A 13779-nucleotide genomic window follows, 5' to 3' on the forward strand; every position below is an offset into this window, starting at 1 on the left:
TTTTTTTTCGACACCCCAATAAGGACTAAATGAAAAAAGAAAACAGGCGTTAGCTGACAGCTACGACCAGCAAGATTGAGTAGATTAAGAGTATGGAAGCAGAAATAGCAATTTAGCCTAAGATGAAAGCGCTGCAGACGATGCTGCAATGAAATAGCTGCTAAGTGCTGGTTCTGCTAATCGTAATGTAGGCTTCGCTAACCATACTGTAATACCCGATTAACCACCATGTAATGCCAGCAAAGGGTGCTGCAACGTAAGTTTACGGCTATGTAACGGTTGCCAACGACATTGTAATGGCTGACAAATAACATTTCACCTCCGTGTAGCTGCATTGTAATGGCTGACTAACGACATTGTACGCCAAGCAGCCCGCCCTGCAACATAGCCTGACACCAGAACGAAATAACGCCCTCCGCCTGTTTTTTTAGCCGCCGCCAATGCAGTAGCTACAGAAAAGCGCGAGCATACAGCACCAGCAGCTTACCCTTGAAGTGCTAAGAACGTTACAATACCAGAAATTGACTGCCATTAAAATCAGGCTTCTGACTTGCTGAGAGGCTAATCATCTTGTCCGTACATTTTTCTTAACTCCTTTTAAGAAGAAAAGGGAACAGCGGGTTTCTGTATTAGCTAACTTTGCCCGATAACCATTCAAAATAAATTGAAATGCAACTAAGGAACTACTTTAAGCTGCTTCTTCTTTCTGCGGCAGGTATCTTTGTGCAAGGGTGCTCGTCTACGTCCCACATTCCAAGACCAACCGAAGGCTACGGCAATTTCGACTATAAGCCAACATCTTCTGTAGTTAGCGTACCTATTGCGCTAAGCGAGAAGGTTCTTAACGCAAAAATCAACGCGGAAATCAACGGTCTTTTGTACGAAGACAACAACATGAACGATGATAACATGATGGTGAAGGTTTGGAAGGCGCAGCCTATCCAAGTTTCGCTTAATGGCATGTCTATAGACTATAAGATACCGTTGAAGCTTTGGCTAAAAGGCGGATTCACCAAGTTGGGAATTACCGTAGCAAAGGATGTTGAGCTGCAGATTGCGCTTAAGTACCGCACCTCTTTGGCTATTGCACCCGATTGGACCATCAATTCGAAGACCGTATCAACCGGTTTTGAGTGGATTACCAACCCAGAGGTAAGCATGGCAGGCTTTAAGGTACCCGTTAAGCTGGTTGCCGACAAGGTTGTTAACGGAATGCAGGGCCGCGTTTGCTCGGAAATTGACGGGCAGATAAAGTCACAGTTTAACGTAAAGACGCTTATGGGCGATGCTTGGCGTCAAATTCAGCAGCCTATACTTATTAATAAGGACTACAACGTTTGGCTAAAGGTTACGCCAAGCGAAATTACCGCTACCCCATTTGTTACCCGCAACGGGATTATCAGCTCGGCTGTTGGCGTTAAATCAGAGACTGAAGTTTTGATATCACCTAAATCTCCAGCCTATACCCCAGTAGCAAAGCTGCCTAACTTCCGTGTTGTTCCCAAGTCGGACGGCTCATTTACCTTTAACCTTTGGACTGACATCCCTTATAGCGAAGCGGAGCAGATGGCCATTAAGGAAGTTAAGGGGAAAACCTTTAGCTCTGGAAGCAAGAAAGTTACCGTTAACGGAATTAAGATTTACGGAAGCAACGGAAAGACCATTGTTGCCGCAGATCTTACCGGAAGCTTTAATGGTACCATCTACTTTGCTGGAGTACCCTTCTACAACCATGAGAAGAAGACGGTAGAGGTGAAGGATCTTGATTTTGAGATGCAAACTAAGAATATTCTTTTCAAGAGTGCAGCGTGGCTGTTTAAGAGCACCATTAAGGATGCCCTTAAAGAAAACATGGTTTTCCCTGTTACCAGCTACTTTAACACTGCGAAGAACATGGCTAACGCCAGCTTAAAGAATAACAAATCGGTAAAAGAGGTAACCATCAACGGAGTGGTTGATCAAATTGACATTCAGGATATCTTCCTTACCGACAAATCTTTTAAGGTTTTAGGTATTGCCAAAGGCAAGCTTAACATCTCGTTAGACGGTCTTAACTTTTAGATAATAATTCTGTGTTTAAAGGGCATTTCCTGTAAAAAGGAGGTGCCCTTTATTTTTTCTAGCGCTATACTCGGGCTTTACTTTCATTCAATCCTCGCTCCTCCCCTTTTATTATCAATCAAATCTCCCTATCTTAGGAGGAGTAATCCAATGGCCGTCGAGAAAAGAAGCGCGTTAGCCCCTGCTGCTTCAGCAAATGAAGCACACCAAGCAGCGATGGGCAGGCTGTGTTGCCAAGCAAAACAGCAGTAACTCGAATCTCCCTTTTAGTATGACGGTCTGGCATATAATCCTCTTTTTGTAATGCAACAAAAGCTATCGTCGTACCAGCGGTTTTTAATACTGAAACTAAAAAAGCTATCCAACAAGCAGCTGATGCTAATATTTAGCATCCTGACAGGAGTTATCTGTGGATTTGCGGCCATTTCCATCAAGTGGCTTATCCATTTTGTAGAGACAACGCTGGTGAGCTGGATTCCTATAGAGAAAGGGAGCATCCTGCTTTTTGCCTACCCTATGGTTGGTATTCTGCTAACCATTCTGTTTGTTCGCTACTTTGTGAAAGATGATATTGGGCATGGCGTAACCAAGGTGCTCTACGCCATATCGAGGCGAAACTCTAAAATAAAGAGGCATAACATGTACACCTCGATGATTGCCAGCTCGCTTACCATTGGTATGGGAGGATCTGTTGGAGCAGAGGGGCCGATTGTGATGACAGGTGCGGCCATAGGCTCGAACATTGGCCAGTTTTTTAGGGTAGACTACCGGATGATTACGCTGCTTTTAGGAGCAGGAACAGCGGGAGCCATTGCAGGCGCCTTTGGTGCTCCGCTTGCAGGGATGATTTTTACGCTAGAGGTGCTGATGCTCGATCTTACCATGGCTGCGGTTATTCCTTTGCTCCTTTCGACGGTAAGTGCGGTAAGCATTACCTACGTTTTTATCGGTTCCTTTCTGGTATTTCCTGAAAAAGTAATCGTAAACTTTTCGGTTTACAACATTCCCTACTACATCATTCTGGGTATATTTTGTGGAGCCATAGCACTCTACTTTACCTGGGGTTCTCTGAAGATAGAATCGTTTTTTAAGCGTCAGCAGAGCATTACCAAGCGCCTTTTGATAGGAGGCACGCTGCTTGGTATCATGATTATGCTCTTTCCCTCGCTATACGGAGAGGGCTACGAACCCATTGGCAAGCTACTTTCGCTAGACCACCATTCGCTCTTTGAGCGCACCCTATACTACGGGCTGCGCAATGAGACGTGGGCGCTACTGCTAATACCGATTGCCATTATAGCGCTTAAGATTCCGGCCATGGCCTGCACGTTTGGGGCAGGTGGCGTTGGAGGTATTTTTGCGCCAAGCCTCTTTGTTGGAGGTTTTGCGGGCTTCTTTATTGCAACATCGCTTAACGTATTCTTTGGGTTAAACCTGCCTGTTGGAAACTTTACGCTGGTAGGCATGGCAGGCGTGCTTGCTGGAGTTATGCATGCCCCCCTAACGGGGATATTTCTGATTGCAGAGATTACAGGAGGATATCAGCTCTTTATTCCGCTAATGATAACGGCAGCACTAGCCTATACCACCGTTTATAGCAGAAACAAGCACTCGCTTTACACGCTACGATTGGCGCAGACTGGAGATTTGATTACGCACCATAAGGATAAGGCGGCAATAACCGTAATGACGCTTAACGAGGTTATAGAGCGAGACTTCTGCCCTATTGAAGTTAACGCTACACTAGGGGAGCTTGTTGTCACCATTGCCAAATCGAAGCGGAACCTTTTTCCCGTGCTAAACGAGAAGCAGCAGCTGCAGGGTATTGTGCTGTTGGATGACATTCGTCAGCTTATGTTTGACCAGTCGAAATACGAGACGGTCTTTGTGAGAGAGCTGATGGCTACTCCTCCTGATTATATTGTTGACAATGAAGCAATGGAGGTGGTATTCGAAAAGATGGAATACTCAGGAGCATGGAACTTACCCGTTATTGACGAAGATCAGCGCTACGTAGGATTCATATCCCGCTCTAAGATCTTATCTATCTACCGAAAAAAGCTGGTTGAACTCTCGGACGATTAACCCACAGGCTTACTATGGCAAAGGAAAACAAGTATCAGAATGTAAGTTTTAGTAGCGTTGAAGAGATGCTGGAGCATATACCTGAGAATGAACGGCTGGTGGTTGAGCTGCTAAGACGTATCGTTACGGATTGCATGCCGCATTGCTCGGAAAAGCTGATGTTCAACATCCCGTCGTACAAGCAACACTACAGCGTTTGCTTCATTTGGCCATCGGCGGTAAAATGGGGAAAGGTACCACGGGAAGGAGTTCGGTTTGGCTTTATGCGAGGAGACTTACTAAACGATGATGGGACATATCTGCAAAGAGACGGACGAAAGCAGGTGTACTGCCGCGATTTTTTCGGAGTAAACGATGTGGATATCGACCTGCTAAAATCGTATATCTACGAAGCAGCAGCTGTAGACGAGCAGCTTTACCTAAGCAAACGTGCGAAAAAGCGGTAGTTATCAGTTCTTTTACGGAAATCAATCATTTTCCTGCTATTAAATACCATATTACATCTTTTTTGGAAGTCTTATTTATATATCTTTAACCCGCAAATAACTAAAAAAACGTATTATGGTTCGCGACACACAAATATTCGACCTTATTGCTAAGGAACGCGAAAGACAAACGCACGGTATTGAACTTATTGCATCTGAAAACTTCGTTTCAGACCAAGTTATGCAGGCAATGGGCTCTGTGCTTACCAATAAATATGCAGAAGGATACCCAGGAGCACGCTACTATGGTGGATGCCAAGTAGTAGATATCGTTGAGCAGCTTGCCATCGATCGTCTGAAAGAGGTTTACGGAGCAGAGTATGCAAACGTACAACCACACTCTGGAGCACAGGCAAACATGGCCGTATTTATGGCTTGCCTTAAGCCAGGAGATACCTTTATGGGATTAGACCTAGCTCATGGTGGCCACCTTTCGCACGGTTCGCCTGTAAACATGTCTGGGTTTATGTACAACCCTATTGGCTACAAGGTGAACGAAGAGGATGGCATGGTTAACTACGATGAGATGGAGCGCCTTGCGCTTGAGCACAAGCCAAAGATGATTATTGGTGGAGCATCAGCCTACTCTCGTGAGTGGAACTACAAGCGTATGCGCGAGATTGCAGATAAGGTAGGCGCTATCTTTATGGTAGACATGGCTCACCCTGCAGGTCTTATCGCAGCTGGTCTTCTTGACAACCCCGTTAAGTATGCCCACATTGTTACCTCAACAACCCACAAAACCCTTCGTGGACCACGTGGTGGTATCATCCTTATGGGTAAGGACTTCGAAAACCCATTTGGTTTGAAGACTCCTAAGGGCGAAATCAAGATGATGTCTGCTGTTCTTAACAGCTCTGTATTCCCTGGTATTCAAGGTGGACCACTAGAGCATGTTATCGCTGCTAAGGCTGTAGCTTTTGGCGAAGCTTTAACTCCAGAATACAAGGTATACCAAGATCAGGTGAAGAGAAATGCTGCCGTTCTTGCTAAAACCTTTGTAGACATGGGCTACAAGGTGATTTCTAACGGTACCGATAACCACCTTATGCTTATCGACCTTCGCACCAAGTATCCAAACATTACCGGAAAGCAGGTTGAGAATACGCTTGTTAAGGCTGATATCACCATTAACAAGAACATGGTTCCTTACGATTCTCGCTCGCCATTTACTACCTCTGGTATTCGTGTTGGTGCGCCAGCAATCACCACTCGTGGCTTAAAGGAAGAGCACATGCCACTTATCGTTGAGTATATCGATGCGGTTATTGCCAACTTCGAGAACGAAACTAAGATTGGTGCTGTACGTACCGAAGTTAACAAGCTAATGCAGGATCTACCACTTTTTGCTTGGTAGTAAACTCCTATATTGCTAGATAATTTAAAGGCTACTCCGCAAGGAGTGGCCTTTTCTTTTACTTGATATTTATACTTTTGAAGTAAGCATCGAATTAAATATTAAAATATGAATGTCATGAGATGGGTTGTGGCTGCGCTTTTTATCGTTTTACTCATTTATTGGACCGTGTTTACCAACGGACGAAACGGCTACATCAATAGCGCCATTGGGGCACTATCTGCTGCCAGCATTGCCTATCTATACGTTAAGGATATAAGGCATCATCGAAATAAAAAGTAAATTTGCAGCAAAACAATGCTGATATGATGAAGTACGTTAGGCATGCGCTGGTAGGTATTAGCTGCATCCTGTTTCTTTACCTGCTGCTATTTACCGACGCCTCCTTTTCGGGGAATACCCTTTTGTGGTCGGTGCTATTGGCTATATCGGTTGCCGTGTTTGGGTACGATTACTACCGCTACCGAAAAACAAGAAGGTAACCACTACTATAAACCCTTATGATTATGGAGAAAGAGAAAAAATATTCATGTCCCCAGTGCGGCGCCAAAGTTTCGTTGGGGTACGCCTTTACGATTGCAGATAACAAGCGCTATGTTTGCCAAAAATGCGGAACGCATTCGGTTCCCAAAACGGATAACATCGTTTACTACCGCATAGCCACCATCATCCTAACGCTGGTATTTATGCTTGCATACAACCATGTGGTATTTACAAAGATGGAGGTTGAGCGCTACCTTCCTAATCAGCTGATAATGCTTGCTGCCACCGCCGCGTTTTACCTTACCGTGGTTTACCTTTTAATTATACGCGTGGTAGCCATGAAGCGCTTTGGCGACTAGTCGCTTTCGACAATGCTAAAGCGACTCTGCTCGTGGGTAGATTCGATTTTTATTACATTGATGGATAGTAGGTCGAGCACCAAACGCTCGGCCTCTTTTGTCGAGAGCTGCTGCTTTTTCCAAATCTTTGTAAAGGACAGAGGACCGGTTGCTGTTAGCAAATCGACCAGCTGCTGATGGCGATTGCCAAAGCTGACGGGACGAGGCTTAGAGCAAGACTGCCTAAGATACTTAGCATGTAGGTATCCGACCTTGATATTCTCGTCGGCAATGCGAATGTAGGTGGTTGGTTTTCCCTCCTTATCGGGTGCCGAGTGCGGTTTTCGGGTGCTTTCCGCTATGATTATCTCCAAAACAACCTTCCCGTTAACCTCCCATCTTTTTACATCAAAAGGAACCTCTGGCTTACAGAATACCTGAGCGGCTGTCTCAATCATGTAGTACTCCTCGTCGCTGTTTACGCCTGCTATTCGTCCGTTATCTTTTACGCCAAGCAGCAAAGATCCACCCGAAGTGTTGGCAAACGCCGCCAACGAGCGAGCAATCTTCTTGGAGTCGGTTACCGCATATTTAAAGTCGAGGTGCAAACCTTCGCCCTCGGATATTCGTTGAAGTAAGCTACTAGCCACGGTTGAATTCTTTTACTATTGAGGTTCCTTTATTCTCCACACTACGCCTGTACCTATAACGCCAGCCGCAACAACAACAAGCCGAACAGGCCAGCTGTATATAAATAAGGATGTAGAGAGAATAATCATCATCCACATAAGAATGAAAATTCGATACTTGGATTTACGGCTAAGTCCCCTTTCGTAGTTGGCGATGTACCTTCCGAAGAAGGGGTTGCCTATCAGCTTTTGGTGCAGGCGTTCGCTGCTCCTGACGTAGAACCATGCAGCCAGCAGCACAAATGGTGTTGTTGGTAACCCGGGTACCACAATACCTACAATGCCACAACCGAGAGAGATGGTTCCTAAACCAACAAAAAGCACCTTCCGCATCATCCAGCTTCGAATATTAGGCAGCAAAGATACAATAACCGCGAAAATGGCCGGGCATTTTACCTTCTTTAAACGCAAAAGAGAAGCGCTTACGGCAACAAATGCCCGCTTCCCTTTTAGCCTTTCTTAAAACAGGCCGCTTGTCAATCTCATTAATTGGCACTTACTTTGCAATCCGTAATATTTAACGGGCGACTCGTAGAATTTCTGGAACTTTTAGCAGCCGTTTCTCACCTTGAAACCCATCTCCGCCAGGACGATGTTCAAGTGGTAAAAGTTCTCTTCGAGGGCAAGGTCTCGCTCAAGAAAATCACTTTACTAAAAAAAATAGTATGAAGCGTTTTTGGCGTCTTTACAGGCCCCACTATCGCAGCACGCTAAGTCTTGGGCTACCTGTGATGGTTTCGCAGCTAGGTCAAATATCTGTGGCTGTTGTCGACGTGATGATGATTGGACGATTAGGAGCAATACCGCTAGCTGCAGCGGCATTTGCCACCATGCTTGTTTCGCTACCTCTCTACTTTGGAATGGGGTTTGCCCTTTCGATAACACCCCTTACTGGTAAGGCCTTTGGGGCAAACAATCACCGCGAGGTGGGCGTACTTTGGAAGAATGGCGTGGTATCCTACCTTTCGGTGGGACTTCTTCTGCTTCTTATAAGCGCTATTCTGTATGGCGGCATGGCGTTTATGAATCAGCCCGACAGCATTATTCCCCTCGCACGCCCCTTCTTTATTCTTATAGCAATCTCCATGTTTCCCGTAATGATCTTTATGCTGGGAAAACAGGTGCTAGAGGGGCTTGGAGACACGCGTACGGCTATGGTGATTACCCTTATCGCCAACCTGATCAACATTGTGGGCAACTACCTTCTTATTTATGGAAACTTAGGAATGCCAACGCTGGGCGTAAACGGCGCTGGGGTGTCAACGCTTACGGCACGAACCTTTATGGCGGTAGCTATAATGGTGGTGGCGCTACGTAAGCCAATACTTCGTCAAGCGCTACAGCTGGCAAAAGACGTTAAGGCTTCGTTTTCGCAGGTTAAGAGGATTTACAAGCTAGGTGTTCCGATGGGGATGCAGGTTTTCTCCGAGGCTTCGGCCTTTATCTTTGCAGGACTGATGATGGGATGGCTTGGAGAGATTGGTTTGGCCGCCCACCAGGTAGTTATTAGCCTTTCTGGCTTAGGTTTTATGCTCTACCAGGCAATTGGGATGAGCACCACCATACGTGTTAGCCAACTTTCGGCGCTTGGTACTCCCTCCATCGTTCGTAGGGCTTCGGTGGCGTCGAGCCAGATTGCCGGAGTGATGGTGGTAGTCATCAGCGGGCTATTTCTATTATTCCACAAGGAGATTCCCTACCTCTTTACGCAAGACGAGGCAGTGGCGCTTGTTGCATCTAAGCTGCTTATTGTATTCATCATATTTCAGGTATTTGATGCTGGGCAAATTGTCTTTTCGGGTATACTCCGAGGCTTAGCCGACGCCCGAATTCCGAGCATGCTTACCTTCGTTTCGTACTACCTTATATCCATCCCCATAAGCTATCTGGCCGCCTTTAAGCTGGGCTTTGGCGAAGTTGGCATCTGGATGGGATTCCCCATAGGATTGGGTATTTGTGCGCTGCTATTCTACTTCCGTATCCGAATTCTGATGGGAAGGTTGGAGTTAGCCAGAGCGTAGGCCGAGGTTTCCCAAACAGCACTGCAGGTAGAAAAAGCGATTGCGTAGCTACCTCAATAAAAAAACAAATGCGGAGCTACAGCTCCGCATTTGTTTTTTATCGTTACAGCACTGTGGCTATCGTAACTGTGCCCCAAAGTTTCTATCAAATGCCTTGATGAGGTTATCCATCATGCGGTCGATTTGCTGATCGGTTAGCGTCTTGGTTTCGTCCTGTAGGATGAAGCTAAGCGCGTACGACTTCTTCCCTTCTGGAAGGTTCTTTCCTTCGTAAACGTCGAATAGGCCAACCTTTTTCAGGAACTTCTTCTCGGTTTGGAAGGCAGTCTCGCGCAGCTGAGCAAATGTTACCTTCTTATCGAGTAGCAGCGCTAGATCGCGACGCACCTCCTGGAACTTAGAAATTTCCTTGTAGGTAGTCTTGTTGTTGCGAACAAAGTTAATGAGCAAGTCGAAACGGATTTCGGCAAAGAAAACGTCGTTCTTTACGTCGAACTGGTTGCGGAACTTCTTAGCCACCACGCCCATCTCCACAAACTTCTTACCGTTTAGGAGGTAGGTAACGCCATCGCTGATGAAGTCGAGCGAGCATTCGTCGGTCTTAAGATCGAACAAACTGATGCCAAAGCGAAGCAGCAGCTGCTCTACCGAAGCGCGTAGGGTAAAGTAGTCGCTCTGCTCTACCTTCGTATTCCAACTTTCGGCGTTTTTGTTGCCGGTAACAAATAGCGCCACGTGGTAGTTTTCGGTGTAAGCACGAAGATGGTTCTCCCCGTTGGCCTTCTCGGCGTTGTAGCTGTACACGTTACCAAACTCGTAGAGCTTAAGGTCGGCGTTACGATGGCTGGTGTTAAGCCCAATTGCCTCCATACCGTTAAAGAAAAGGGTTTGGCGCATCACGCTAAGGTCTCCGCTAAGCGGGTTGATGATGCGAACGGCCTTCTCCTCGGGGTAGGCTGCAAGGTCTTGGTAGTAGCCAGCCTTGGTAAGCGAGTTGGACATGATTTCGTTGAAGCCGTTGCTCGAAAGCAGATCAGCGGCGGTGTTTACGATCCTGTCCTTTTCGGGACGAGGCTCGAACGAAAGCGTAGAGCGCACCTGCAGCGGCATCTCGATGTTGTTGTACCCGTAGATACGAAGCACCTCCTCTACCACATCGGCCTCGCGCTGTACATCCACGCGGTATGGTTCTACGCTAAGAAGCAGCGCGTCGCCCTCCTCCTTAACGATGGCAATATCCAGCGCAGCTAGAATATTTTTGATGGTTTCGGTTTCGATATCCTTGCCAATTAGCTTGCGCATTCTGTTTAGCGAAACCTCCACGGTAAAGTTTTCGATTGGATTTGGGTAGATGTCGATGATATCCGAAGATATTTCGCCACCAGCCAGCTCCTTAACCAAAATAGCCGCACGCTTAAGCGCGTAGATGGTTAAGTTTGGATCTACGCCACGCTCGAAGCGGAACGAAGAGTCGGTGTTTAGCCCATGACGACGGGCGGTTTTGCGCACCGATACGGGGTTAAAGTAGGCGCTCTCGATAAAGATGTCGGTGGTAGCTTCGGTTACGCCCGAGTCTAGCCCGCCGAACACCCCTGCAATGCACATTGGCTCGGCAGCGTTGCATATCATCAGGTCGTTTTCGTTTAGCTTGCGCTCAACTCCGTCCAGCGTGGTAAATGGGGTAGCCTCTGGGGTAGTGCGCACCACCACCTTTGCTCCGCTAATCTTGGCGGCATCAAAGGCATGTAGGGGTTGGCCCAGCTCGTGAAGGATGAAGTTGGTGATATCGACCACATTATTCTTTGGGTTGATACCGATGGCGCGAAGCTTCTTCTGCAGCCACTCTGGCGATGGGGCCACCTTTACGTTGGAAACGGTGATGCCCGAGTAGCGGGGACAAGCCTCTACGTTTTGAACCTCAACGGGGATAACGCGCGAGGTGCTATCCACCTTAAACGCATCTACCGATGGTTTTTCGAGCGAGCAGGCCACGCCGTTCGCCTTTAGGTACGCGGCAATGTCGCGTGCCACGCCGTAGTGCGATGCCGCATCGATACGGTTTGGGGTTAGCCCTATTTCGAATACGTACTCATCTTCTAGCTTAAAGTACTCCTTGGCAGGTGTTCCTACAGGTGTTTGGGGATCGAGCACCATGATACCATCATGCGATGCACCCAGCCCCAGCTCGTCTTCGGCGCAAATCATACCCAACGACTCCACGCCACGAATCTTAGACTTCTTAATCTTGAACTCCTCGTCGCCCGAGTAAAGCACGGTGCCCACGGTTGCCACAGGGACTTTTTGCCCGGCAGCTACGTTTGGCGCGCCGCACACGATTTGTAGCGGCTCGGCAGCGCCCACATCCACCTTGGTAACGCTTAGCTTATCGGCATCGGGATGGCGCTCGCACTCCAGCACGTAGCCAACCACTACGCCTTCCAATCCGCCTTTAATGGCTTCTTCCTTCTCTAGCGAGTCTACCTCCAAACCAATCGAGGTAAGAATTTCAGAAATCTGTTCGGGTGTAAGGTCGGTTTTCAGGTAGTCCTTTAACCAACTGTAGGAAATATTCATTTTGAAAAGATTTATCTCGTGTCAAATAAGCCGTAAAAATACTGATTTGATGCTAATACCATGCACCTCGGGCCAAAAAAAGTACGAGTTTTTGCCCGTTTCGGGGATATTTTAAGTTTGTTTTTTAATTCGTTGGCCATGTATGGAGGCCTTTTTGGATGGTGGCAAAATGTTTTGTCAGCCGTGCCCTATCGGCATGAAGGATGGCCCAACGCGCGCCCCATTTTGTGGCACCAGCAGCACAACCAAAGCCAGCATCGCGCAGGCCTATCCCGAATATACCCGCCGACGGCGCTCCCACAAGCCGCTCCACCTCCCCCATCGCTTACTATGGAGTAGTGTTAACGTATTCTGCGAGCACCAAGGCTTACTCCAAACTTTCCAAACTGAGCTATGCCAGCACTAAGGCTTACTCTAAACTCTCCGGATCGAATTCTGCCGACACCAAAGCCTACTCCAGAGTAGTGTTAACGTATTATGCCAGCACCAAGGCTTACTCCAAACTTTCCAAACCGAGCTATGCCAGCACTAAGGCTTACTCTAAACTTTCCTGATCGAATTCTGCCGACACCAACGCTTACTACAGAGTAGTGTTAACGCATTCTGCCAGCACTAAAGCTTACTCTAAACTCTCCAGACCGAATTATGCCGACACCAACGCTTACTCCAGAGTAGTGTTAACGTACTCTGCCGACACTAAAGCTTACTCCAAACTTTCCAGACGGAATTCTGCCGACACCAACGCTTACTACAGAGTAGTGTTAACGCATTCTGCCAGCACTAAAGCTTACTCCAAACTTTCGGCATGGAACTATGCCGGCACCGAGGCGTACTACGGAGGGCGGGATGCAAAAAGAGGGAGATCCGAAGATCGCCCTCAAGCCCTAGATACAGACAATATCGAGCCTACTTATAAAGTTGCTTGAACTCTATTCCAGATATACGGCGAAACTCCTTACTCGAAGGTCCAAATGCGCCCTTAACGTACGCCTTTGCGTTTTTACAGAGGTTGTATAGCGAATCCTCGTTGGTATAGAAGATGTCGGTTAAAGTAGTACGAGCGGTATCGAATGCAGCTTCGGTTTCGATGCAGCGGCTGTTGGCCTCGTTGAGATCGGAGGAGAACTGGCGCACGGCCTCGGTTTTGATGTCATCCTCATTTACCTTGTAGTGGGGGTTAGCCTCTACGTAGGTGGCGAGCTGGGCAAAGTTGCTAGCTCTATCTTCATATCCCATTTGCAGGGTGGTGTTCTTCTTGGTTTGTGTTCCGTTGGCGGCTGCTGCGGTGTCGGACTTTGCGCCCACCTCGCCCCTAATACGACGCTGTACGAGACGTACCGTGTCGACAGAACGATGGTCTATCCCCGAAATGGAGTAGATGCTTACAACCCTTGAGGTGTAGGCGTTGAGTTCTCCAAACATCTGCGCGCGAGCGGCGATGGTATCGCTGTGGGTGGTTTCGGCGGCCTGCAGGTTACCCAATGCGGCGGTACCGCTTGCGTATGCCTTTTCGAGATTAACCACGGTTAGCTTGGGTTCGGCGGGGTTGTACTTGACACCAAACTCCTTTACGGCGTTAATTAGCGTGTTGCAGGCAGCAAGGTTGTTGGCATGCCCAGTGTTGCTTGATTTCACCATATCAACATCAATCTTTAAAAAATTAGAATAAATATTAGCTTGGGGCCA

The 13779-nt window shown here is 47.4% G+C and carries 13 protein-coding genes; 8 read left to right on the top strand and 5 right to left on the bottom strand.

Translation table 11 applies throughout. The features are described 5' to 3' along the window. Window positions 1-669: 669 nt before the first annotated feature. A complete protein-coding gene (locus L990_RS04045) occupies window positions 670-2061 on the top strand; it encodes a DUF4403 family protein (RefSeq protein ID WP_047445802.1) in 1392 nt (463 codons plus the stop codon). Window positions 2062-2194: 133 nt separating this feature from the next. On the opposite strand, the gene L990_RS19835 is transcribed toward L990_RS04045, so the two are convergent. Next, a complete protein-coding gene (locus L990_RS19835; protein WP_156121328.1) occupies window positions 2195-2347 on the bottom strand; it encodes a hypothetical protein in 153 nt (50 codons plus the stop codon). A 17-nt stretch (window positions 2348-2364) separates the two neighbouring features. Between L990_RS19835 and L990_RS04050 the strand changes: the two genes are divergently transcribed. The 6 genes from L990_RS04050 (at window position 2365) to L990_RS04065 (ending at window position 6830) form a co-directional block, all read left to right on the top strand. Beyond that, entirely contained in the window at window positions 2365-4146 is a 1782-nt protein-coding gene (locus L990_RS04050) for a chloride channel protein (protein ID WP_047445804.1), read from the top strand. Window positions 4147-4160: 14 nt separating this feature from the next. Then, entirely contained in the window at window positions 4161-4592 is a 432-nt protein-coding gene (locus L990_RS04055; RefSeq protein ID WP_052180717.1) for a DUF1801 domain-containing protein, read from the top strand. Window positions 4593-4707: 115 nt separating this feature from the next. Further along, a complete protein-coding gene (gene glyA / locus L990_RS04060) occupies window positions 4708-5988 on the top strand; it encodes a serine hydroxymethyltransferase (RefSeq protein WP_047445806.1) in 1281 nt (426 codons plus the stop codon). Window positions 5989-6105: 117 nt separating this feature from the next. Next, complete coding sequence (locus L990_RS19840) at window positions 6106-6270, top strand: hypothetical protein (protein ID WP_156121330.1); 165 nt, start codon at window positions 6106-6108, stop codon at window positions 6268-6270. 23 nt (window positions 6271-6293) lie between these two features. Further along, window positions 6294-6470, top strand: coding sequence for a hypothetical protein (locus L990_RS19845; RefSeq protein ID WP_156121332.1), 177 nt, complete (start codon window positions 6294-6296; stop codon window positions 6468-6470). 24 nt (window positions 6471-6494) lie between these two features. Then, the gene (locus L990_RS04065) at window positions 6495-6830 is read left to right on the top strand and encodes a zinc ribbon domain-containing protein (protein WP_047445808.1); all 336 of its coding nucleotides are present in this window, start codon (window positions 6495-6497) and stop codon (window positions 6828-6830) included. Here the strand turns inward: L990_RS04065 and L990_RS19095 are convergent. Together L990_RS19095 and L990_RS04075 are read right to left on the bottom strand one after the other, a co-directional pair. Beyond that, window positions 6827-7459 (bottom strand): helix-turn-helix domain-containing protein, encoded by a 633-nt coding sequence (locus L990_RS19095; RefSeq protein WP_052180718.1) that lies wholly within the window; start codon window positions 7457-7459, stop codon window positions 6827-6829. The genes L990_RS04065 and L990_RS19095 overlap by 4 nt on opposite strands. A gap of 15 nt (window positions 7460-7474) precedes the next feature. Then, window positions 7475-7834, bottom strand: coding sequence for a YbaN family protein (locus tag L990_RS04075; RefSeq protein WP_052180719.1), 360 nt, complete (start codon window positions 7832-7834; stop codon window positions 7475-7477). 329 nt (window positions 7835-8163) lie between these two features. Here L990_RS04075 and L990_RS04085 point away from each other — a divergent pair, with 329 nt between their 5' ends. Beyond that, window positions 8164-9519, top strand: a complete 1356-nt coding sequence (locus tag L990_RS04085; RefSeq protein ID WP_047445812.1) for an MATE family efflux transporter — start codon at window positions 8164-8166, stop codon at window positions 9517-9519. Between the two features lie 117 nt (window positions 9520-9636). On the opposite strand, the gene pheT is transcribed toward L990_RS04085, so the two are convergent. Continuing rightward, entirely contained in the window at window positions 9637-12108 is a 2472-nt protein-coding gene (gene pheT / locus L990_RS04090) for a phenylalanine--tRNA ligase subunit beta (protein WP_410488759.1), read from the bottom strand. Window positions 12109-12999: 891 nt separating this feature from the next. After that, window positions 13000-13731, bottom strand: coding sequence for a hypothetical protein (locus L990_RS04105; RefSeq protein WP_156121333.1), 732 nt, complete (start codon window positions 13729-13731; stop codon window positions 13000-13002). Window positions 13732-13779: the final 48 nt, after the last annotated feature.

The sequence above is a fragment of the Alistipes sp. ZOR0009 genome (genome assembly GCF_000798815.1).
Taxonomy (GTDB): Bacteria; Bacteroidota; Bacteroidia; order Bacteroidales; family ZOR0009; genus Acetobacteroides.